The following is a 21,684-nucleotide window of genomic DNA, read 5'->3' as shown; positions in this document are numbered from 1 at the left end:
ATGAACGTGGGGCGCTCGCGGAGGGCCGTGCCACGGCGCCTGTTCGCCGCACCTGAAACGTGCAAAGCTGCCGGGGGCGTGCCACGCACCCATCCCGTTCCCACCGTCGAGCCGGAGGACCACCCATGACGTCGGACGTGCATCCCGCTGACGATCAGGGCGCCGCGATCGGCCTCGGCGACGAGGCCGGTCGGAACCGGCAGCCCCGGGTCGACGTCGTGCGCGACATCGCCTTCGGCGCCCACGGCCTGCTGCTCGACCTCTACCGGCCGAGCGGGGCCGGGCCCGTCCCGGTCGTGCTCTGGCTGCACGGCGGCGGCTGGTTCACCGGGGACCGCACCCTCGCGCCGGATCTCGCGGAGCGGGCCGGGGCCACGGGCCTCGCCTACGCGAGCATCGAGTACCGGCTCTCGGGAACGGCGCTCTTCCCGGCCCAGCTCCACGACGTGCGCGAGGCGATCCGCTACCTGCGCGAGCACGCGGCCGACCTGGGCCTCGACCCGGACGCGGTCGCGGTGTGGGGAGCGTCGGCGGGCGGTCATCTCGCGGCGCTCGCGGGGCTCACCGGTGAGATCGCGGCCCTGCCGGGGGAGGCCGTGTCGGGCCCCGCCCCCGTGCGCGCGGTGGCCGCCTCGTACCCGCCGGTCGACCTCACCGAGGTCGTCGAGCAGGCCCAGGCGCGGCTGCCCGACAGCGACGGCTCGGGGACCCCGGAGGCGCGGCTGCTCGGCGGCCATCCCGCCGACCGCCCCGAGCTCGCGGCGGCGGCGTCCCCGCTGACGTGGCTCGCGGAGCTCGACACGGCTCCCGGGCGAGCCCGTGCCCTACTACCTCGCCTCGGGCGAGGGGCTGCGCTTCGAGCGGGACGGGCAGTTGTGGACCGTCATCGCCCGCGGCGCCGACACCGGCGGCCTCTTCGACGCCGCCTACGTGCTCGGGCCGCGCGGCGCGCACGTGCCCTTCCACAGCCTGGCCGACCACCAGCGGTCGTACGTCGTCGTCGACGGCGCGGCCCAGGTGTGGCTGCCCGGCCGCAGCGACGTCCTCCTGCCCGGCGACTCGGTCCACGTCCCGGAGGGGACGCCGTTCGCGTACCGGATGCTCGGCCACCTCACGCGGCTGCTCATGTACTCCGCCCCCAGCGGGGCGCTCGACGCGCTGCTCGACGACGAGCAGGTGACCCGGCACGTGTACTCCCCGCACGGCGAGGGCGAGCCGTTCCTGCCCGCCGGCGCGCAGGTCCACGACCTGCCCGAGGGGGCCGAGGCGACCGCGACCGGCCCTGGGGAGGGCGGCGAGCGCAGCCTGCCCGAGGGCGTCGAGCCCTACGTGCTCCGCCGGGGCGAGGGTGACCGCTTCGCGTGGCCCGACGCGCTCAACACATACGTGGCCCGCCCCCGCAACACCGCGCGCCGGTACTTCGCGGTCGACACGATCGCGGCGCCGCAGCCGTACATCATCCGGCACTTCCACTCCCGGCACACCGAGAACTTCCTGTGCCTGAAGGGGCGGATCTGGTTGTGGGCCAACGGGCGCGAGCTCCTGCTCACCCCGGGCGACTTCCTCCACGCGCCGGCCGGCACCATCCACAGCTTCGCCGTGGGCGCCCAGAACACGCAGATGCTGGGGCTGCTCACCGGCGACGTGTTCGAGCCCTTCTTCGAGGTGACCGGCGAGCCGACGGCCGACCGCGTCTACGTCGAGGGCCTCATCGACCCCATGACGATCCCCGCCCGGATGCGGGCCAACCCCGAGCTCGACGTCACCGTCGTCGGGCCGCCGCCCACCCGCGAACTCGCTCCGGGTCTCTGACCGTGTCTGCAGCGCGTCTGTGACGCGGCCCCCGCCACCCCGACCCCGCCGAGGAGCTCACCCATGACCGACGCGGAGCCCGCTCCGGAGACTCCGTCGAAGACCGCGGCGCCGCCCCCGGTCGGGCTCCTCGGCCTCGGCCTCATGGGCCGACCCGTCGCCGCGCGCCTCGCGGCGGCGGGCCGTGACGTGCTCGCCTGGAACCGCCGGGACGTCGGGCTCACGGAGGACGAGACGGATCCGCCGGGCGGTGGCACGCTGCGCACGGTCGACGCGGTGGGCGACCTCGCGCGCTGCGAGGTCGTGCTCAGCCTGCTGCCCGACCTCGCCCCGCTGGAGGAGCGTCTCGAGCACCTGCTCGGCCCCGGCAGCCGGCTGCGGGTGCTCGTCGTCATGAGCACGGTCTCGCCGACGGCCGTCCGGGCGACGGGGGAGCGGCTCGCCGAGCGCGGGGTCGGCGTCGTCGACGCGCCGATGAGCGGCGGGACGGCCGGGGCCCGCGAGGGGCGGCTGGCGATCATGCTCGGCGGGTCCGACGCCGACGTCGCCCGCGTCCGGCCCCTCCTCGAGCCGGTCGCGTCCCGGATCGAGCACCTCGGTCCGCTCGGGGCCGGGTCGCTGACGAAGGCGTGCAACCAGATGGTCGTGTCCGCCACGACCATCGCGCTCGCCGAGGCCGCGCTCATCGCGCAGCGGCAGGGCCTCGACCGGGCGCAGGTCTTCGACGTCCTCTCCGGCGGCCTCGCCGCCTCGGAGGTGCTCGACCAGAAGCGCCGCGCGCTGGAGGAGGACGACTTCACCGTGACCGGTCCGGCGAAGTACCTCGTCAAGGACCTCGGCTTCGCCCGCGACGCGGCCGGCGAGGCCGCCGACGCGCTTCCCGTGCTCGCGGCGTCGGAGCGCACGTGGGCGGCCGTCGTCGAGACCGGGCGCGGCGACGAGGACACGACCGTCGTCCTCGACGTCCTGCGCGATCGCGCCCGCTGACCGGCGGGTAAGGGGTCGCCGTCCCCTCCCGCCACCCGTCACGACCGGTCCGGCCGTGGGGGCCGGTTCGGGGTCGGTGCCGTCGGCCCCGTCCCTCGGGCAGCCGTGTCCGCAGCCCCCCTCGACCGGTCCGGGCGCCGTCAGACGCGGCGGTGCCGGCCTCGGCCCGTCCGACCCGGCGCGGCGGCCGGCCGGGCGAGGACGATCCACACGGCGAGGCCCGCGAGCAGGCTCCAGAACGCCGGCCCGATCCCGAGGACGGACGCGCCCGAGGCGCCGACGAGGAACGTGACGACCGCGGGCACCCGGTGGTTCGCATCGGTGAGGGCACCGGCGAGGGACGCGGCGAGGGTGGGCAGCAGCGCGAGGCCGGCGGCCGTCTCGACGAGCCCGGGCGGCGCCCCGGCCACGAGCCCGACGACCGCCGAGGCGGCGAGGCCCAACGCCACGTAGGCCCAGCCGGCCACGTCGGCGGCGACCCAGCGGCGCTCGCGGTCCGCGCCGGCCTCGTCGGACGCGGCGAGGGCGGCGCTGATGGCCGCGAGGTTGATCGCGTGCCCGCCGAAGGGCGCCCCCAGGATCGTGCCCGCCCCCGTCACCGCCATGGCCCGCCGCCACGGGACCTCGTACCCGAAGGAGCGGAGCACGGCCACGCCCGGGACGTTCTGGGACGCCATCGTCACGAGGTACAGGGGGAGGGCGACGCCGACGATCGCCTGGAGGCCGAGGGTGGGGGTCGTCCACTCCGGCCGCGGCCAGGCGTTCGGACCCACCCGCCCCCCGACCGCGACGACGAGCCCGAGGGCGAGGACGAACGCGGCCGGGACGGCCCAGCGCGGGGCGAACCGCAGCGCGAGGAGCCAGACCCCGACGACCGGCAGCACGAGCGCCGGGGAGTCGACCGCCGCCCGGACCGGAGCGAGGCAGATGGGCACGAGGACACCGGCGAGCATCGCCTGGGCGAGCGGACCGGGGATCCGCGCGATGAGCGCCCCGAGCGTGGGCCACACCGCGGTGAGCGCGATGAGCAGGCCGCACACGAGGAACGCCCCGACGGCGCCCGGCCAGCCGCCCGCGACCGCGCCGGTGCCGAGCAGCAGCGCCGCCCCCGGCGTCGACCACGCGACGGTGATCGGCCGCCGCGTCGTCCGGGCCATGACGATGCAGCCGACGCCCATGGTCAGCGACAGGACCATGAGCCCGGACGCGGCCTGGGCCGAGGTCGCGCCCACCGCCCGCAGGCCGCCGAGGACGACGGCGAAGCTGCTCGTCCACCCGACGACGGCGGTGACGAGACCGGCGACGACCGCCTGGGTGCGCCCATCGGTGACCGCGGTCATCGACGGCCGGGCCGCGGGGTGGGCGCGCCGTCGGGACGCGCGGCCTCCCGGCGGGTGGCGGCGAGACGGGCGCGGCGCGGCGAACTCATGCGCCCCATGGTGCCCGCCCGGTGTCACACTGGCCGCGCCGCGCGACAGCGACGCCGCGCCGAACGACCAGGAGACGTCCATGTCCGCCACCCCTCCCCCCGCCCCACCGGACCTACGCCGGGCCGTCGTCGCGAAGGTCTCGCGCCGGCTCATCCCCTTCATGGGCCTGCTGTACTTCGTCAACTACCTCGACCGGACGAACATCGGGTTCGCGAAGCTGACGATGAGCGAGGACCTCGGGCTGACGGCGACGATGTTCGGCCTGGCGTCCGGGCTGTTCTTCGTGGGATACCTGCTGCTCGAGGTGCCGAGCAACCTCGCGTTGCACCGCTTCGGGGCGCGCCGGTGGATCGCGCGCATCATGATCACGTGGGGCATCGTCGCGTCCGCCATGGCGTTCGTGCCCGACGCGACGTGGCTGTACATCCTGCGGACGCTGCTCGGCGTCGCCGAGGCCGGCTTCTTCCCCGGCATGATCCTGTACCTGACCTACTGGCTGCCGCAGGCCGAGCGCACCCGGATGACGGGCCTGTTCCTGCTCGCCATCCCGATCTCGTCGGTCGTCGGTTCTCCGTTGTCCGGGCTGATCATGCAGCACGCGGACGGCCTGTTCGGGCTCGCCGGCTGGCGGATGATGTTCCTCATCGAGGGGCTGCCGGCGATCCTGCTCGCGTTCGTCACGTGGTTCTACCTCACCGACCGCCCCGCCGACGCCGCGTGGCTGGAGCCCGACGAGCGCCGATGGCTCCAGGCCACCCTCGATGCCGAGGCGGAGGCGACCCAGAGCCGCCACCACTGGCCGCTGCGCAAGTCGCTGACCGACCCGCGGATCTGGGGCCTGAGCTTCATCTACTTCGCCGCCGTCTACGGCCTCTACGCGCTGAGCTTTTTCTTGCCGACGATCGTCGCGGGCTTCTCGGAGATGTTCGACACGAAGTTCAGCCTCGTGCAGACCGGCCTCATCGTCGCCGTGCCCTACGCGATCGCGTCCGTCGCGATGGTGTGGTGGGGCCACCACTCCGACCGCACGAAGGAACGGGTCTGGCACGTGGCGCTGCCGCTCATCGTCGCCGGGTGCGCGACACCCGTCGCCCTCTACCTGCAGTCGCCGTTCGCCGTCATGGCGGTCGTCACCGTCACCGCGATCGGGATCTTCTGCACGCTGCCGGTGTTCTGGTACCTGCCGACGACCTTCCTCACCGGGGCGTCGGCGGCCGCCGGCATCGCGCTCATCAACTCGATCGGCAACTCGTCGGGCTTCTTCGCGCCGTACATCACCGGCTACCTCAAGGACTCGACCGGCGGGTTCCACGCGGCGATGTACGTGATCGGCGGCGTCATGGCCCTGGGCGGCGTCCTCGCGTTGATCCTCCGGGCCGCGCCGCCCCCGAGCGCCGAGGTCGACTCCACGGAGGGCGCGGCGCCGGGCCGGGCCTGACCGCCGACGGGAGTGGCCACCGGCCCGTTCCGCCCGACCCGCACGCCCCGCACGGGCCCCGAGAGGCCAGACTGATCCGATGAGCGAATCGCCGAACTCGCCGACCGACACCGTCCGCGACGAGGCCGTCGTCGCCGCCCTGCGCGAGGCGCTGCCCGCCGACGCGATCATCGCGCTCGACGACGACGTCATGGCCGCCTACGCCCACGACGAGGGGGAGTGGGTGCCCTTCGGTCGGCCGGCCGCCGTGGTCCGCCCGGCCACGGCGGAGCAGGTCCAGGCCGTCGTGCGCGTCTGCCTCGACCTCGGCGTCCCGGTCGTGCCGCGCGGGGCGGGCACGGGCCTGTGCGGTGGCGCGAACGCGATCGACGGGTGCGTCGTCGTCTCCCTGGCTCGCATGGACGCCGTCCTCGAGATCGACCCGGTCGAGTCGATCGCCGTCGTGCAGCCCGGCGTCATCAACGACGACCTGCGGGCCGCCGCCGCCGCCCGCGGCCTGTGGTACCCCCCGGACCCGGCCAGCGCGCCCTGGTCGACGATCGGCGGCAACGTCGCGACGAACGCGGGCGGCGTCTGCTGCGTCAAGTACGGCGTGACCCGCGACTACGTCATCGGTCTCCAGATCGTCACCGGCACGGGCGAGCTCGTGCGCGTGGGGCGGCGCACCGCCAAGGGGGTGGCGGGGTACGACTTCGTCGGCCTCCTGGTCGGGTCCGAGGGGACACTCGGCATCGTCACCGAGGTGACCGTGAAGCTGCGGTCGGCCCGCGCCCCGGAGACGACCGTGGCCGGGTACTTCGACTCGCTCGTCGCGGCGGGCCGCGGGGTCGCGGCCGTCGCGGAGGCGGGGATCACGCCGTCCGCGCTCGAACTGCTGGACCGGCACTGCCTCGAGGCCGTCGACGCCTGGAAGAACATGGGCCTGTCGGCCGAGGCCGACGTCGTGCTCCTGGCGCGCACCGACCTGCCCGGCGAGGCGGGGGTGGCCGAGGCGCAGGCCATCGCCGCCGCCTTCGACGCCGGCGGCGCGACGTTCTCGGTCGTCGCGGAGGACGCGGAGGAGGCCGACGCGCTCTTCGCCGCCCGCCGGCTCGCCTACCCGGCCCTGGAGCGGCTCGGCCCGGTCCTCACCGAGGACGTCTGCGTGCCCCGGGCCCGCGTGTCCGAGATGCTCGGCCGCATCGAGACGGCCGGAGCCGCCCACGGCGTGCACATCGCGAACATCGCGCACGCCGGCGACGGCAACCTCCACCCGCTGCTCATCGTCCCCGCCGGCGACGAGGCCGCCAAGGCCGCCGCCCACCGCGCGTTCGACGACATCATCGCCGCGGCGCTGGAGCTCGGCGGCACCGTGGCCGGGGAGCACGGCATCGGCCTGCTCAAGCGCGGCGGCCTCGCCGACGAGGTCGACCCGGCCGTCATGGACCTGCACCGCGCCGTCAAGACCGCCCTCGACCCGCACGGGATCCTCAACCCCGGCAAGGTCGTCGCCTGACCCCTCAGGTCGAGCCGTGCGGGGACGGCATGCTGCGGTCGGCGGCGTCCGTCGACGGGGCCCGCCCCGGCTCCGGGAGGACGTGGGCGGCCGGGTCGACCCCGTGCAGGGGCGGGTGGTCCCAGGCAAGGTCGGCGCGGTCCCCGGCGGGGTCGAGCGTCAGCGTGAGCGTGTGCGGGGTCTCGATCATGCGCAGCTCGGCGACGAAGCGGCCGTCGGGGCTCCAGCCCCCCGCGGCGGCGAACGGCACCCGGCCCAGCGCCGTCACCCACTGCCCGCACGCCCACTCGCCGCGGCCGATCGGCAGGTCGACCTCCCCGCCGGCGTAGGCGAGGTGGAGTTCCCAGCCGTTCTCACCGGGGGTCAGGGAGAGCGCGCTCGGGTCGGGCAGGGAGCCCGTGATCGAGGCCGGCCGCACCGCGGGCGCGCCCTCGCCGCGGGGGTCGCCCGCGTCGCCGGGCGTCGGGAGGGCCAGGGACCCCAGCCGGTCGGCGAGCTCGGCGTCCGCGACCTCGTCCCGCCCGTCCGCGGCGACGTCCTCCCCGCCGCCGGCGGACAGGGGCGCGAAGCCCGGCCGCAGGTGGGTGACGAGACGGTTGAGCACGACGTCCATGCGCTCGGTGCAGGCGGTCGTGGCGATGACGACGTCCTCCTCCGGCCAGACGACGCAGAACTGGCCGAACGCGCCGTCGCCGCGGAAACCGTGCGTGTTCATCCAGAACTGGAACCCGTAGCCGCGCGTCCATTCCGCCGGGCTCTCGAGGTCGGTCACCCGGTGCGCGGGATCGTTGGGCTGCTGGACGCGGGTGGCGGACTCGACGTACTCGGCCGGCACCACCTGTTCCCCGCCGAACCGACCCCCGTCGGCGAGGAGCACCCCGAGGGCCGCGATGTCCTCGGTGCGCACGTGCAGGCCCGAGAAGCCGAGGTCGTGCCCCTCGAACTCGAGCCACGCGGGGTCCGCGACGCCGAGCGGCCGGAAGAGGCGTGGCCGCAGGTAGTCGACGAGCCGTCCGCCGGCGTGCCGCTCGACGAGCCGGGCCAGGGTGTACGTCGCGAGCTGGTTGTACGTGAACACCGTGCCCGGCTCGCGCTCCGGGGGCAGCGCGAAGAAGGCGCGCAGGAGCTCGGGGTCCTCGCGCTCGAGGGCGAGCCGCTGGGTGGGGTCGATCATGTCGGCCTCGTGACCCGTCGCCATCGTCAGCAGGTGGCGCACGGTCATGGCCCGCGTGTGGTCGGTGGGGTGCTCGGGCGCGAACTCACCCAGGTGGTCCAGCACGGGGTCGTCGAGGCCGAACGCACCCTCGGCCACGGCCAGACCGACCGCCATCGAGGTGCACATCTTGCTCAGCGAGTACACAAGGTGACGGCGGTCCGGGTCGTAGGGCCCCCACCATCCTTCGGCGAGGACGTGCCCGGACCGCACGACCATGAGGCTGTGCATCTCGATGTCGTCGGCCGCGAGCGCGTCGAGCAGGTCGTGGACGGCGCCGGCCCGCAGGCCCGCGTCGGAGGGGGATCGGCGAGGGAGCGACGTCATCCCGCCAACGTAACGACCGCGAGGCCGGTGCGCACGGTTCGGTCCGGGCCCGTCGACGGGCGCCGACCAGCCGGCCCGCCGCGGCGGCCACGACCCCGCCGGGGGCCGCGGGGTTCGGCCGCGCTCGAGGAACGCGAGCGCCTCGGGGTGCAGGTGGGCGCGGGCGGGTTCGAGCTCGGCCCGGCGCCCGTGCTCGAACATCGTGATGACGAACGAGTCGACCACGGTGACGCCGTGGGCGGGGCGGTCGACGACGTGGATCGCGTCGCCCGCCCGCACGTGGCCGGGCTCGGCGACGGCGAGGTAGGCGCCGGTCCGGCCGTGCCGTGCGAACCGCTGGACCCAGCGGGGCTCGCCCATCGCGGCAGCGAAGGTGCGGCAGGGCACGCGCGGGGCCCGGACGACGAGGAGGGCGTCGCCCACCCGCCACCGTTCGCCGAGCACCGCACCGTCGACGTCGATCCCCTCGGTGGTGAGGTTCTCGCCGAACGCGCCGTCGGGCAGGTCCCGGCCCACCTCGACCGCCCAGGCGTCGAGCTCCTCGCGGGCGAAGGCGTACACGGCCTGGTGGTCTCCGCCGTGGTGTTTCCGGTTGCCGATGACGTCGCCCTCGACACCGCTGCCCGACCCCGTCGCGCCGGTGACGTCGCGGGGCCCGGGGTCGGTGAGGCGCACCGGCCCCTCGACCGGCGTCTTGACGATGCCCGTCGGCCTCGCCCCCGCGCCCGGGAGCACCCGCGGGCGACCGACGTTGACGGATCGGATGTGGGGCACCGGTGCTCCTGTGGGGTGTTCGCGGGTCGGGGCGGTCGTGCGGCCGGGCCGCCCGCACGCCGGCGGGGCCGGGGGCGTCAGCGGCCCGACGGGGTCGACGGAGGCGCGTCGCCGGACTCGGCCAGCGCGGACAGGCCGGCGAGGGCGCGCGAGAAGAGGACGCGGGTCGCGAGGTCGGCGGGGGGTCCCACGAGCGGCGCCAGCCGGCGGCCGCGGACCGGCCGGATCTCCTCGGTCCAGATGACGACCGACGTGCCCGGCTCGGAGCCCGGCCGCACCTCGACCCGGGCCCAGCCGCCGAGCACGCCCCCCTCCTTCTGCACGGCGAACAGGCCGCCGTCGGGGCCGCGCGGCGCGAACTCGGTGAGCCGCATCGGGTCGTCGAGCCGGATCGGGCCGAGCGTCGTGTGGCCGGTGAACAGCCAGCCGACGCGGGGCGGGCCCGCGTCGTGGGACATGCGGGTGAGGGGGATGACCCGCCCGTACCCGCCGAAGTCGGTGAACGTGCGCCACACCCGGGCCGGGTCGGCCCGCACCACGCGTCGGATCGTCGTCGCCATGCGACCAGCTCATCACAGGCGGGCCGCTCGCGGCGCGCCGGCCTCGCCCGCGCGGCCCACGAGGCGCGGGGGCTCGCCCACACCGGGCCGGTACCCTCCCGACATGGAGCGTTTGACCCTGGCGCACGACCTCATGCTGCTCTCGCTCGACCCCGAGACCGGCGCCCGTCGCAAGAGGCAACAGATGAGCTATGCGACCGTCGGCGCGCTCCTCGCCGAGCTCGCCCTCGCCGACCGCATCGACCTCGACGACAAGCGCGTCGTCGTCGTCCAGGCCACCCCGACGGGCCGTCCCGCCGCCGACGAGCTCCTCGCCCGGGTCACGCAGGAGAAGCCGCACAAGGCGAAGTGGTGGGTGTCCCGCAAGCAGCGGGGGTTCGTCGGCCAGGTCCTCGACGAGCTCGTCACCGCCGAGGTCGTGCAGCGCCGGGAGGGCCGGTTCGCGGGGGTCTTCCCCACGACGAGGTACCCGCAGATCGACGGTCGCCGGGCGATCGACCTGCGCGCCGACCTCAAGGGGATCGCCGTCGAGGGACTCTCGCCGACGAGCGCCCGCACCGTCGCCCTCGCGAACCTCGTCGTCGCGGCCGAGCTGCACGGCCAGGTGTTCCCCGGCCACCGCAAGCGCGACCTGGTCCGCCGTCTCGACGAGCTCGACCGGACGGGGTGGGTCGCCAAGGGCGTCCGGCAGGCCATCGAGGCCGCGAAGGCCGCGGCGGCCGGCGGGGCCTGAGGGGCGGGCCTTCCGCCGCGTCGGGGCGCGGGGTGCCGCCGGCGCGGCCCACCGCTCGTTCGAGAGAGGGTTCCGTCGCCGGGTCAGCGGACCCGCGCGACCTCGCCCGGTAGGGGCCAGGAGTTCGCCCGGCAGCCCTGCATCGACTTCGACTGCTGCTGCATGACGGGCGCGAGTGCGCCGCGGGCCGGGCACGAGCGGTGCGACAGGCCCAGCCAGTGCCCCGTCTCGTGGTTGACGACCATGCGGCGGTACGCGGTGAGATCGCCGGTGAACGCGGGTGTCCTCGCCCGCCACGGGGTGTCGTTGATGACGACGTTGCGGCCCACGCGGCAGCTGTAGCGGACGCTGCACACGGGGGAGTACCGCGGCAGGGTCGACGCCTGCGCGAGCACGAGGGTGAAGTCGCCGCCGGAGCGCACCTGCCGGAACCGGTGGTGCGCCCGGGCCCAGCCCCGGGGGTCGGCGTACGTCGCGGCGGCGAACCGGGCGAACGTCGACACGTCGGAGGACACCCGGCCGCGGGTCCGCACGCTGTAGGTGTCGAGTTCGTAGACGTCGAGGGTGGGCAGCACGGCCGACGCCAGGGGGGCCCGGCCCGAGACCCACACGATCCGGTACGTCTGCGCCGACGGAACGCCCGGCACCCGGACGGTGACCGACCACGAACCCGCCGAGCTCGACCTCGTCGACACCGCCGCGCTGCCCGCCGCGACCCAGCGCCCGGAGACGCGGCGGTCGACGCGCACGACGCCCACCGGCCGTGACGTCGTCCCGGCCAGCCGCGTGGTCGTCCCCCGGCGCGCGGCGGCCTCGCCGACCCAGCCGCCGTGCAGGGTGGGCGCGTCCCCGGCCGTGGCCCTGCTCGCCCCCATCGCCCCCGGCGCGCCCGTTGCGGTCGGCCCGCCCGCCGCCCAGGCCCCGCTCGCCGGCGCGAGCGCCGCCGTCAGCGCGATCGCCGCCCCCGCGGCCCGTGCCGCCCGTGTCCGTCGCGTCATGTCCCCACCGTCCCTCATCTGTCGAATATGACTGATGCGCAGTCTGATTCGCGCACAACCCCCGCCTGCCGCGTCCCCCGCGGTCGACGTCCCCCGGCCCGCTCCCGCCCGCCCGGCCCGTCGCCCCAGTGTCCGTCACGACGCTCCGTCGCGCGGGCAGGCGCCGGGGCCACGGGGCGCCCCGGGAGTGTCTGTGGGTCGTGACGTGGGTGGGGCGCCGCCGCTAGGGTCGAAGACGTCATGCCGCCGCGAGGGCGGTCGGCGCCCTGTGCGGCGCCGTCATCCACCATCCCGGGGAGATTCGTCGTGCACGCCGCCGCGGAGACCGCGCCCGGAGCCGATCGGGTTCCCGCCCCGGGAGGGGTTGCATGAGCTCGGAGCAGTCGAGGCCCTCCGCGTCCGGGAGCACGGCCACGCCCCCCTCCCTGCGCGACCGCCCGTGCGACCACCCGCGCGAACGCCGACGCGGGACCGGACGCCGTCGCGAGACCGAGAGCCGATCCCGGGAGCTGCCCGCCGCCGTGACCAGCGCCGCGCCGGGCGCCGCCCAGGGCTCGCCGCCGCCGCCCGCCGCACCGTCGGCCGCACCGCGCGAGCGGATGGCGTGGGTCGACATGGCCCGCGGGTTCTGCGTCGTCGCCGTCGTCCTCGTCCACGTCGGCGTCTTCCACGCCTTCCCGTTGGCCGGTGATCTCGAGGGTCGCCCGCTGGTCAAGGCGTGGGTCGTCTTCAACTCGGCGCTCCTGGCGGAGCTGCGGATGCCGTTGCTCCTCTTCGTCTCGGGCTGGCTGGCCTCGACCAAGGTGCGGGCCGGCCTGGGCAACGGGCGCACGCGGCTCGCGGTGCTCACCAACCTGCACATCTACCTCGTGTGGACGCTGATCTACGTCGCGATGGAGCTCCTGCTCGCACCCGGCGCCTCGCCGCAGGTGTTCTCGGACGTCGACTCGTTCGGCGGGTTCGTGCGCGAGCTGCTCTACCCGCAGTTCGGGCCGCTGTGGTTCGTCGCCGTGCTCGCCGCGTCGATCGCCGTCCTGTCCCTGCTGCGCGGGGTGCCGCCGCCGCTCGTCCTGCTCGGTCTCGTTGTCGCGGGCTGGGTCGTGGAGCGCGCCACCGAGACGCCCGTCGGTCTGCCCCGCGCCGTCTTCTTCGCGGCGGGCGTCTACCTCGCCCCGCAGGTGCGCCGCTACGTCGACTCCCGGCGCGTCGTCGGGTGGTCGGCCGCTGCCGCGGCGGTGTTCGGCGCCGCGATGCTCCTCCTGCCCCCGCTGCTGCGCTACCCGGCGAGCGTGCTCGCGTGCGTGCCCCTGAGCATCGTGTTCCTCGCGCTGGCGAAGTTCCTGTGCCGGTGGAGGGCGATCGAGGCCCCGGCGGCGTGGATCGGCCGGCGCACCCTCGGCGTGTACGTCATCCACTGGCCGCTCGCGGGGCTGCTCGTCATCTGGGGCTCGCAGCACCCGGCGCTCGTGGCCCGCTGGGAGTCCAACGACCTCGTCGCCATCGCGTACCCGGTCGTGGCGACCGCCGTCGTCGTCGCGCTCAGCCTCGGTCTCGAGGCGCTCCTCAAGCGGGCGGGCCTCGGGATCCTCTTCGAGCCGCCGCGCCGGCTGCGGGAGGCCGTCGCCGGCGGCTACCGCCCGGCCACGAGGCGCCGCACCGAGGCCGGGACCTCGGTCCGCGTCGACCACGGCGAGGCGGCCGGCTCCACGTAGCCGCTGCGCACGGGCACGACGCCGGTCCACACGTCGCGCTCGGCGCCCGACTCCTCGTTCGTCGAGGGCAGGCCCTCGCGAGCCTTCATGATCCACGCGCCGTCCTCGATGGGCAGGGCCATCGCCAGGGTGGCCGCCATCTCGCGCTTCGTCATGGGCCGCACCTCGCTCGTGCGCCCGGGCAGCAGCTTCTCGGAGAACGCGTCGAGGACGCGGGTCTTCTCGTCGCCGGTGAGGTTCGCCAGCCGCCCGCGGACGACGGCCGAGCGATAGTTGGCCGAGGAGTCGAACGTCGTGGCCGCGACGACGAGCGCGTCGACGGTCGCCACGCAGAACGCCGCCGGCGCCCCGTCGGCCACCTCCCGCAAGGCCCCCGCCCCCGTCGACCCGTGCAGGATGATCCGGTCGCCGTCGCGGGCGAAGAGCATGGGCACGGCCCAGGGCAGGCCGTCGACGACGGTGCTCAGCGTGCCGACCCACTGCTCGTCGAGGAGCGCGTCGAGGCGGTCCCGGTCGGTGGTGCCGCGCTCGGCGTGGCGGTTGAGGTGGTCGAGGCGATCCATGGGCCGCAGTCAACCGGGTCCGGACCGCCCTTGTCACGCGGGGGAGGCCGGGCCAGACTGGCTGGCGAGGTGGTGGCGATGGCGTCCCTGGTGTTCTACGTGTCGGCGATCGCGCTGGCGTGCCTCGTCCTGCGTCTCGCCCTCGACGCGGCGGCCTGGCTCTACCTCGGCCGGGTGCCCGTCTACGTCGATCGATTACTGCCCCGGCGCCCACCTCCGCCGGCAGAGGAGGCGCTGCCCACCGTCCTGCGCGAGCTCGAGCTGACCCGGCTCGCCGCGGCCGTCGAGCGGGAGCGTCGCGTGCGCCAGCCGGGTGCCTACGTGCGCACCCAGGCGTGCCTGGCCGCCTACGACGCCCAGCTCCTCGCGGGCTCCGCCGACCTCGGCCTGCCCGTGCCCCCCGAACGCCTCCCGCTCTCCGCGAAGCGGCGCCTCGAGGTCGAGGCGGAGCTGGCCTCCGCCGGCCTCCAGTGGTGAGGTCCGCCTCGGTTCAGGAATCCTGAACCGAGGCAAGGAAGCTTCGCTTTCCTCACGGACCGCTCGTCCCTACCGTCGAGGACATGACGCACTTCCTGCCCGGCCTGCTCATGGGCCTCGCCCTCATCGTCGCCATCGGCGCTCAGAACGCCTACGTGCTGCGCGTGGGGCTGACCCGTCGCCACGTCGGGGTGGTCGTCGCGATCTGCGCGATCAGCGACCTCGTCCTCGTCGCCGCGGGGGTGGCCGGGGTGGGGGCCCTCGTGCAGGACCACCCGACGCTCGTCACCGTCGTGACGTGGCTCGGCGCCGCCTACCTGGTCTGGTTCGGCGTCCACGCGCTGCTGCGCGCCCGCCGCCCGGAGGCGCTCGACCCGGCCGGCGCACCGGTGGTCGCGCTCCGGACGGTGGCGACCACCGCGCTGGCGCTCACGTGGCTCAACCCGCACGTGTACCTCGACACCGTGCTCATGCTCGGGTCGGTGGCGGCAAGCCACGGTGAGCACCGGTGGTGGTTCGGGGCCGGGGCGATGACGGCGAGCGTCCTGTGGTTCACGGCGCTCGGGTTCGGCGCCCGCAGCCTGGGTCGCCTGGCGGCACGGCCGCAGACCTGGCGCGTCCTCGATCTCGTCATCGGCGTGACGATGATCGCGCTCGCGATCAAGCTCGTGGCCGGGTGACCTACCAGCGCATCCCGGCGGACATGAGCCGCGACTCCACGTCGAGCCGGTCCGCGTCGGAGAGGGGCACCGGGCCCCGAGGCGACGCGATGCCGAGACGTCGGCAGCTCTCGAGCAGGACCCCGTCGTAGGCCGCGGTCGTGGCCCGGACGTGGTGGGCGCGCGCGGCGCCGGCGCCGGCCCGGACCCGCTGCAGCTCGTCGGCGAGGCGGGTGAGCTCGAGCTCGTGCAGGACCTGGGGGACCGGTTCGGGGGCGTCGTCGCCGCCCCGGCGGCCGCGGGCCCGCGTCACCCAGGCCGGCGCCTCACCCGTCGTGGCCCATCGCAGCGCCCCCGCCAGCGCCGGCGCGGACGCCACGAAACCGGCGGTCACCGCCGCGTACCTGAGCATGTTCCGGTTCACGTGTCCCCCTCGACCTCTTCAGTCCAGTGTGCGGCTCCGCCGCCCACGTCAGCAACAGGCCGCGACGCGACGGGCGCCACCCGAACGCCGGCGGGTCCCGACGGGGGTGCGAGGTTCAGGCGTCGCCGGCGGTCACCGCCATGGCCTCGACCTCGGGGGCCTCGTCGGGGTGCCGCTCGGCGGCACGCAGGCGCGGCCGGCCCGCGAACAGGACGAGGGCGGAGGCGACCAGCGCGAGCGCCCCGACCCAGTAGGGGGTCGCAGCCCCGAACGCGTCGGCCAGAGGCCCGGCCACCCCGGCGGCGACCGCCCCGCCGAGGAACCGCACGCCGGAGTACGTGGAGGACGCGACGCCGCGGGGGAGGTCCGTGGCCTCCATGACGGACTCGGTGAGCACCGTGTTCATGACGCCGAGGAGCAGGCCGCCCACGACGATCCCGACGACGAGGGTGCCGAGCGACTCCACGCCCAGCGCGAGCCCGACGAGGTCGAGGGTGAGGAGCGTCAGCGTGCCGAGCAGGACGCGCAGGCGCCCGAAGCGGTGGGTGAGGCGGGGCGCCGCGAACACGGACGTCGCGGCGAGCGCCAGGCCCCAGCCGAAGAAGACGATCCCGAGCTCGTGGGCGCCCACGTGGACGCCGGCGCGTGCTCCGGCCGCCTCGAGCGGGAACGGGCTGTAGGCGAGCAGGCTGAAGAAGCCGTAGTTGTAACAGACCGCGGCCGCGGCGAGCGTCATGAGGGCGGGGTGGCGCAGCGCCTCCACCGTGGCCGACATCGGCACGCGCGTGGGGCGGGCCGTCTCGGCCGGCAGGAGCACGAGGAGGGCGACGAGCCCGACCGCCATGAGGGCGGCGGTGCCGAAGAACGGCCCCCGCCACGAGATCCCCCCGAGGAATCCTCCGAGCAGGGGGCCGGTCGCGATGCCGAGGCCGAGTGCCGCCTCGTAGAGGATGATCGCGCGGTCGACCCCGCCGCTGGCCGCGCCGACGATGGTCGCGAGGGCGGTCGAGATGAAGAGCGCGTTGCCGAGCCCCCAGCCGGCGCGGAACCCGATGATCGCCTCGACCGAGCCGGACGCGCCGGCGAGGGCCGCGAAGACGACGATGAGGGCCAGGCCCACCAGTAGCGTGCGCTTCGCGCCGATCCGCCCGGCCACCCAGCTCGTGACGAACATCGCGAGCCCGGTGATGACGAGGTAGCTGGTGAACAGCAGCATCGCCTCCGTGGGCGAGGCGTCGAGCTGCGCGCTGATGGCGGGGAGGATGGGGTCGACGAGCCCGATGCCCATGAACGCGACGACGCAGGCGAACGCGACGGCCCAGACCGACGTGCTCTGGTGCAGGATGCTCGACCCGCGATCGCGGGTCGGTGGGGTGGGGGCGGTGGTCACGCGGGGGTTCCCTTCGATGCGGTGATGGCCGGCGCTGGGTCGGGGTCGGTCAGGGCGAGGAGCAGCTCGGTCGCGCGGGCGAGGACGGCGAGGTCGTCGTCGTCGAGCGCGGCGAGCACCGGGTCGAGGCGGGCGGCGTTGTCCGCACGTAGCTCGGCGAGCCGGGCGCGGCCGGCGGCGGTGAGGGCGACGAGGGACGCCCGGCCGTCGGCGGGGTCGGGCACCTTCTCGACGGCGCCCTCGGCCCCGAGCCGGCGCAGGATCGCCGTCGCCGTGGGCTGCGTGAGCTGGTCGAAGGCGGCGAAGTCACCGACGCGCAGCGGCCCGTGCTGGTCGAGGATCGCGAGGGCCCGCCACGTCGCCGTCGACGCCTGCGCGCCCTGCCGGACGAACCGGACGAACCGCGCGGTGGCGGCGGTGAGGTCGACCGCGAGGGTGGTGGGCGCTGTCATGGCTCGAATATACATAGAACTTCTATGTGATTTCTCCAGGGGGTCGGTTGCGGGTGCCGTCGGGGATCCGACCGGTCGGTCCGGGCGATCGGGGACGCCGCGCGAGGCGGGGCCGGCGGGTCGATAAGCTGGGCGGACGCCGGGCCGGGGTCCGCGCGGACGAGTCGAACTGGGGACGGAGGCGTGGATGGCCGGGCTGCGCGTGGCGTTGCTGTCGTACCGCAGCAAGCCGCATTCGGGCGGTCAGGGCATCTACGTGCGGCACCTGTCCCGCGCGCTCTCGCAGGCGGGCCACGACGTCACCGTCGTCTCCGGGCCGCCCTACCCCGAGCTGGACGTGGTGGGGAGCGCCGGTGACGAACTGGCGTCGGACACCGAGTACGCCGGCGACGCCGGCCACCGGGCGCCGAACCCCCGTCTCGTGCGGCTCCCGAGCCTCGACCTCTACCGCGAGCCCGACCCGTTCCGGATCCCGGCGCTGCGCGAGTTCCGCGACGCCATCGACGTCCTCGAGTTCGCCGGCATGTGCACCGCGGGGTTCCCGGAGCCGCTGACGTTCAGCCTGCGGGCGGCGCGCTGGCTGAGCAAGCACCGCGACGAGTTCGACGTCGTCCACGACAACCAGGGCCTCGGCTACGGGATGCTCGCCGTGCCGCGCCTCGGGCTGCCCCTGGTCACGACGATCCACCACCCGATCACCCGTGACCGCGTCACCGACCTCGCGTCGGCGAGCGGGTGGCGCCGGCTGACCCTGGGCCGCTGGTACGGCTTCCTCGCGATGCAGGGGCGGGTCGCCCGGGCCCAGCGCCACGTCGTCACCGTCTCCGAGAGCAGCGAGCGCGACATCGTCGCCGACTTCCGCGTCGACCCGCGGGCCGTGCACGTCGTCCCGCTCGGCGTGCAGACCGACGTCTTCGCCCCCGGCGCGGCCCGCGTGCCGGGGCGCGTCGTCGCCATGGCCAGCGCCGACACCCCCATCAAGGGCGTCGACACCCTCCTGCACGCGGTCGCCCACCTGCGGACCCGCCGCCGCGGTCTCGAGGTCGTCGTCATCACGAGGCCCACGCCCGGCGGGCCGACCGCTCGGCTCGTCGACGACCTCGGGCTGCGCGACACGGTCCGGTTCGTCGACGGCCTCACCGGGGCGCAGGTGGCCGACCTCTTCGCGTCGGCGCAGGTCGTGTGCGTGCCCTCGCGGTACGAGGGGTTCTCGCTGCCGACCGTCGAGGCGATGGCGTGCGGCACACCGCTCGTCGTCAGCCGGGCCGGTGCCCTCCCCGAGGTCGTCGGCCCGGAGGGGGAGTGCGCGCTGCTCGTCCCGCCCGGGGACGCCGCGGGCTTCGCCGACGCCCTGGACGCCCTGCTCGGCGACGACGCCCGCCGCGCCGCCATGGGCGAGGCGGGGCGGCGCCGTGCCGTCGAGACCTACGACTGGTCGGCCGTCGCCCGCGGCACCGCGCGCGTCTACCGCGCCGCCATCGGCGCCCCCGAACCGCCCGAACCCACCGCACGTCCCGTCCCCGGGGAGGAACCCGCCCGTGCTGACCGTTGACTTCGACCGCCTCGGCGTCCGCCGGGGCGACCGCGCCCTCGACCTGGGCTGCGGCCAGGGCCGGCACGCCTTCGAGTTGTACCGGCGGGGCCTCGACGTCGTGGCCTTCGACCAGAACGAGTCCGACCTCGCCGACGTCGAGACGATGTTCGGCGCGATGGCCGACGAGGGGGAGGGCGCGCCCGGCGGCGCCCGCGTGCGGGCCGGCGACGCGCTCGCCATGCCGTTCGCCGACAGCGAGTTCGACGTCGTCGTGGCCTCCGAGATCCTCGAGCACATCCCCGACGACCGCACCGCCATCGCCGAGGCGGTGCGGGTCCTGCGCCCGGGCGGCCTGCTCGCCGTGAGCGTGCCGCGCGCGTGGCCCGAGCGGATCTGCTGGGCGCTGTCGCGGGAGTACCACGAGGTCGAGGGCGGGCACGTGCGCATCTACCGGGAGGACCGGCTCGCCGGCCAGCTCACGCAGGCCGGTGTCGACGTCTTCGACCGCTCCTACGCCCACGCCCTGCACTCCCCGTACTGGTGGCTCAAGTGCGCCGTCGGCGTCGACGACGCCGAGAACCGGCTGGTCGCGCAGTACCACCGGTTGCTGGTGTGGGACATGATGAGCGCCCCGGCGCTGACCCGGACCGCCGAGCGACTGCTCGACCCGGTCGCCGGCAAGTGCGTCGTCCTCTATGCGCGCAAGCCCGGGTGATGACGGGCGCAGCTGGTGGTCCGCTGTCGACGTCGCGAGTCTCGTTGGGTCGCGACGAGATCCGCGCCACCGGCGCCTGGATCGCCGCCGCCCAGCACGGGAGCGGCGCGATCCCGTGGGACGTCGTGGGCGATACCGCGGGCAAGGTCGACGCCTGGGACCACGTCGAGTCGGCGATGGGTCTGCTCGTCGCCGGGTTCGACGACCACGCCGACGCCGCCTACGACTGGCTCGCGCGGGCGCAGCGCCCGGACGGGACGTGGCCGATCCGGTGGCGCGCCGACGATCGCGGGATGGAGGTGCTCGACCCCGGCGTCGACCCGAACATGGGCGCCTACGTCGCCGTCGGCGTGCGGCACCACCACCTCGTGCGCGGCGACGACGGCTTCCTGCAGCGGATGTGGCCCGTCGTCGACGCCGCGCTCGACGCCGTCTGCGCGATGCGGCTGCCCGGCGGCGGCATCGCGTGGGGCGCCGGGGCGGGCGGCGTCGCGACGACCGCGCTCGTCACCGGCAGCGCGAGCATCCACCACTCGCTCGTGTGCGGGCTCGAGCTCGCGGACATCGTGAGGGAGGTCCGCCCCGAGTGGGAGGCGTGCCGGGCGGCGCTCGCCTCGGCACTGCGCCGCTACGTCGCCGGCGACGCGGGCGACTTCGAGCACCGGACCCGCTGGTCGATGGACTGGTACTACCCGGTGCTCGGCGGCGCGGTGCGCGGGCCGGCGGCGCAGGAGCGGCTCGCCTCGCGCTGGGACGACTTCGTCGTGCCCGGCCTCGGCCTGCGCTGCGTCGACGACCGGCCGTGGGTGACGGGCGCCGAGACGTGCGAGCTCGCCCTCGCCCTGCAGGCCCTGGGCCGCCGCGAGGAGGCCGCCGACCTGGTCGCCGACATGCAGCACCTGCGTGAGGAGGACGGCTCCTACCACACGGGTTTCGTCTTCGCCGACAACAAGCGGTGGCCGATCGAGCGCTCCACCTGGACCTCCGGCGCCGTGCTCCTCGCCGTCGACGCCCTCACCGACCTGACCCCCGGCGCCGCCGTCTTCCGGGTGTGACGCCGCCCATGACCGCAGTCAGGCGGCGTCGCGCGCGGGCCGGGCGTCCAGGTGGGCGACCCCCGGCCGGCCCCACCGGACGACCACGACGGCGCCGGCCGCCGCGAGGGCGAGGAGGAGCGGCCCGCTGGCCGCGTCGGACCATCGCTCGGGCCACGGGATCTCGGGCCACAGCGCGACGAACTTCCTGGTGGAGAACGGTTCGACCGCGGCCCCGGCCGGGACGACCAGTCGGGCGAGGAGCCCGGCCAGGTCGCGGAGCGCGGCCCAGCAGCCGACGAGACCCAGCGGTCCGCAGAGGACGACGCCGGCGACGAACCAGTCGACATTGCTCGTGAACATCTCGTCCGGGTAGATACGCAGAGCCATGCCCAGCGCGTAGTGGACGAACAGCGTCATCTCCGCGGCGACCGCTCCGGCGACGATCGAAGCGATCGGCCGGCGGACCCGCCACCCCGCGTACACGGCCACGGCCGCCCAGGCCGTGCCGGAACTCAGCACCGTGCTGACGCTCTTGCGCAGGAAGGCGTACACCTGCCAGTGGCCCGACATCTCCGCAGGGAACGTGACGTTGAACACCAACGAGACCACCGCGAGGGCGACGCAGACGCGCAGGATGTCGGTCCAGGGACTCCGCCGCGTCAGCACGCCCCTGACCGTAGGCGAGCTTCAGGCGGGGGAGCGGCGCGACACCCACAGCGCGCCTCCCGCGCGGGCGCCGCGACCCGCGCCGGCGACCGTGGCGTCCCCTGCAGCAGGGGTCGGCGTGCGGGGAAGAACCATGTGGGCCGGGTCGATCGCTCCAGATCACGGGCCTGATTGCATCGCCGCAGGTCAGGTCCTCGGCCTGCCGGCGGCCCGTGTACCGACCCGGCCCGAATGGTTCTTCGATCCGAGGGTCACCGGTCCGCGGAACCGTGGAACGTGGCGCGGCGT

General features: G+C 75.2%; 20 protein-coding genes and 1 pseudogene. 12 read left to right on the top strand and 9 right to left on the bottom strand.

What is annotated here, in order from left to right; genetic code table 11:
* Positions 1 to 125: 125 nt before the first annotated feature.
* From ICW24_RS19835 to ICW24_RS01315, 3 genes and pseudogenes are all read left to right on the top strand, one after another.
* A pseudogene (locus ICW24_RS19835) lies at positions 126 to 782 on the top strand (alpha/beta hydrolase fold domain-containing protein); the annotation flags it as partial.
* A gap of 37 nt (positions 783 to 819) precedes the next feature.
* Positions 820 to 1,812 carry a quercetin 2,3-dioxygenase gene (locus tag ICW24_RS01320; protein WP_226343913.1) on the top strand — a complete coding sequence of 331 codons (993 nt, stop codon included), beginning with the start codon at positions 820 to 822 and terminating at the stop codon, positions 1,810 to 1,812.
* Between the two features lie 63 nt (positions 1,813 to 1,875).
* Positions 1,876 to 2,799 carry an NAD(P)-dependent oxidoreductase gene (locus tag ICW24_RS01315; protein WP_226343912.1) on the top strand — a complete coding sequence of 308 codons (924 nt, stop codon included), beginning with the start codon at positions 1,876 to 1,878 and terminating at the stop codon, positions 2,797 to 2,799.
* Positions 2,800 to 2,939: 140 nt separating this feature from the next.
* Here the strand turns inward: ICW24_RS01315 and ICW24_RS01310 are convergent, their stop codons facing one another.
* The gene (locus ICW24_RS01310; protein ID WP_226343911.1) at positions 2,940 to 4,139 is read right to left on the bottom strand and encodes a benzoate/H(+) symporter BenE family transporter; all 1,200 of its coding nucleotides are present in this window, start codon (positions 4,137 to 4,139) and stop codon (positions 2,940 to 2,942) included.
* 169 nt (positions 4,140 to 4,308) lie between these two features.
* On the opposite strand from ICW24_RS01310, the gene ICW24_RS01305 reads away from it, so the two are divergent.
* On the top strand, positions 4,309 to 5,667 hold the full coding sequence (locus ICW24_RS01305; RefSeq protein ID WP_226343910.1) for an MFS transporter: 1,359 nt from the start codon (positions 4,309 to 4,311) through the stop codon (positions 5,665 to 5,667).
* Between the two features lie 79 nt (positions 5,668 to 5,746).
* The gene (locus ICW24_RS01300; RefSeq protein WP_226343909.1) at positions 5,747 to 7,162 is read left to right on the top strand and encodes an FAD-binding oxidoreductase; all 1,416 of its coding nucleotides are present in this window, start codon (positions 5,747 to 5,749) and stop codon (positions 7,160 to 7,162) included.
* Between the two features lie 4 nt (positions 7,163 to 7,166).
* On the opposite strand, the gene ICW24_RS01295 is transcribed toward ICW24_RS01300, so the two are convergent.
* Together ICW24_RS01295 and ICW24_RS01290 are read right to left on the bottom strand one after the other, a co-directional pair.
* Positions 7,167 to 9,476: a serine hydrolase gene (locus tag ICW24_RS01295; protein WP_226343908.1), complete on the bottom strand. Its 2,310-nt coding sequence runs from the start codon at positions 9,474 to 9,476 to the stop codon at positions 7,167 to 7,169.
* Positions 9,477 to 9,553: 77 nt separating this feature from the next.
* Positions 9,554 to 10,036 carry an SRPBCC family protein gene (locus ICW24_RS01290; RefSeq protein WP_226343907.1) on the bottom strand — a complete coding sequence of 161 codons (483 nt, stop codon included), beginning with the start codon at positions 10,034 to 10,036 and terminating at the stop codon, positions 9,554 to 9,556.
* A 103-nt stretch (positions 10,037 to 10,139) separates the two neighbouring features.
* Between ICW24_RS01290 and ICW24_RS01285 the strand changes: the two genes are divergently transcribed.
* Positions 10,140 to 10,769 (top strand): GOLPH3/VPS74 family protein, encoded by a 630-nt coding sequence (locus ICW24_RS01285; protein ID WP_226343906.1) that lies wholly within the window; start codon positions 10,140 to 10,142, stop codon positions 10,767 to 10,769.
* Between the two features lie 83 nt (positions 10,770 to 10,852).
* Here the strand turns inward: ICW24_RS01285 and ICW24_RS01280 are convergent, their stop codons facing one another.
* Entirely contained in the window at positions 10,853 to 11,767 is a 915-nt protein-coding gene (locus ICW24_RS01280; protein WP_226343905.1) for a DUF3152 domain-containing protein, read from the bottom strand.
* Between the two features lie 521 nt (positions 11,768 to 12,288).
* On the opposite strand from ICW24_RS01280, the gene ICW24_RS01275 reads away from it, so the two are divergent.
* Positions 12,289 to 13,479, top strand: a complete 1,191-nt coding sequence (locus tag ICW24_RS01275; RefSeq protein ID WP_226343904.1) for an acyltransferase family protein — start codon at positions 12,289 to 12,291, stop codon at positions 13,477 to 13,479.
* Here the strand turns inward: ICW24_RS01275 and ICW24_RS01270 are convergent.
* Positions 13,398 to 14,042, bottom strand: a complete 645-nt coding sequence (locus ICW24_RS01270; RefSeq protein WP_226343903.1) for a pyridoxamine 5'-phosphate oxidase family protein — start codon at positions 14,040 to 14,042, stop codon at positions 13,398 to 13,400. The two genes, ICW24_RS01275 and ICW24_RS01270, sit on opposite strands and share 82 nt — an antisense overlap.
* A 78-nt stretch (positions 14,043 to 14,120) precedes the next feature.
* Between ICW24_RS01270 and ICW24_RS01265 the strand changes: the two genes are divergently transcribed.
* Positions 14,121 to 14,519, top strand: a complete 399-nt coding sequence (locus ICW24_RS01265; RefSeq protein ID WP_226343902.1) for a hypothetical protein — start codon at positions 14,121 to 14,123, stop codon at positions 14,517 to 14,519.
* Between the two features lie 83 nt (positions 14,520 to 14,602).
* On the top strand, positions 14,603 to 15,199 hold the full coding sequence (locus ICW24_RS01260) for a LysE/ArgO family amino acid transporter (protein ID WP_226343901.1): 597 nt from the start codon (positions 14,603 to 14,605) through the stop codon (positions 15,197 to 15,199).
* A gap of 1 nt (position 15,200) precedes the next feature.
* On the opposite strand, the gene ICW24_RS01255 is transcribed toward ICW24_RS01260, so the two are convergent.
* The 3 genes from ICW24_RS01255 to ICW24_RS01245 all read right to left on the bottom strand — a co-directional run bounded on the left by ICW24_RS01255 (position 15,201) and on the right by ICW24_RS01245 (position 17,444).
* On the bottom strand, positions 15,201 to 15,602 hold the full coding sequence (locus ICW24_RS01255; protein WP_226343900.1) for a hypothetical protein: 402 nt from the start codon (positions 15,600 to 15,602) through the stop codon (positions 15,201 to 15,203).
* A 115-nt stretch (positions 15,603 to 15,717) separates the two neighbouring features.
* Positions 15,718 to 16,992, bottom strand: a complete 1,275-nt coding sequence (locus ICW24_RS01250) for an MFS transporter (protein ID WP_226343899.1) — start codon at positions 16,990 to 16,992, stop codon at positions 15,718 to 15,720.
* Positions 16,989 to 17,444 (bottom strand): MarR family winged helix-turn-helix transcriptional regulator, encoded by a 456-nt coding sequence (locus tag ICW24_RS01245; protein ID WP_226343898.1) that lies wholly within the window; start codon positions 17,442 to 17,444, stop codon positions 16,989 to 16,991. The genes ICW24_RS01250 and ICW24_RS01245 overlap by 4 nt, the downstream gene beginning before the upstream one ends.
* Positions 17,445 to 17,631: 187 nt before the next feature.
* On the opposite strand from ICW24_RS01245, the gene ICW24_RS01240 reads away from it, so the two are divergent.
* The 3 genes from ICW24_RS01240 to ICW24_RS01230 are packed head-to-tail and all read left to right on the top strand — an operon-like array spanning position 17,632 to position 20,748.
* A complete protein-coding gene (locus tag ICW24_RS01240; RefSeq protein WP_226343897.1) occupies positions 17,632 to 18,996 on the top strand; it encodes a glycosyltransferase family 4 protein in 1,365 nt (454 codons plus the stop codon).
* Positions 18,983 to 19,693 (top strand): class I SAM-dependent methyltransferase, encoded by a 711-nt coding sequence (locus tag ICW24_RS01235; RefSeq protein WP_226343896.1) that lies wholly within the window; start codon positions 18,983 to 18,985, stop codon positions 19,691 to 19,693. Before ICW24_RS01240 ends, ICW24_RS01235 begins: the two co-directional genes overlap by 14 nt.
* 44 nt (positions 19,694 to 19,737) lie before the next feature.
* Positions 19,738 to 20,748 carry a prenyltransferase gene (locus ICW24_RS01230; protein WP_226343895.1) on the top strand — a complete coding sequence of 337 codons (1,011 nt, stop codon included), beginning with the start codon at positions 19,738 to 19,740 and terminating at the stop codon, positions 20,746 to 20,748.
* Between the two features lie 18 nt (positions 20,749 to 20,766).
* On the opposite strand, the gene ICW24_RS01225 is transcribed toward ICW24_RS01230, so the two are convergent.
* Complete coding sequence (locus tag ICW24_RS01225; protein WP_226343894.1) at positions 20,767 to 21,396, bottom strand: hypothetical protein; 630 nt, start codon at positions 21,394 to 21,396, stop codon at positions 20,767 to 20,769.
* Positions 21,397 to 21,684 lie beyond the last annotated feature (288 nt).

Origin of the sequence: Agilicoccus flavus (genome assembly GCF_014857905.1) — a bacterium.
In the GTDB taxonomy this organism is placed as follows: Bacteria; Actinomycetota; Actinomycetes; order Actinomycetales; family Dermatophilaceae; genus Agilicoccus; species Agilicoccus flavus.
Note: the sequence above shows the minus strand (reverse complement) of the source record. Positions and strands in the feature narration are given on the sequence as shown.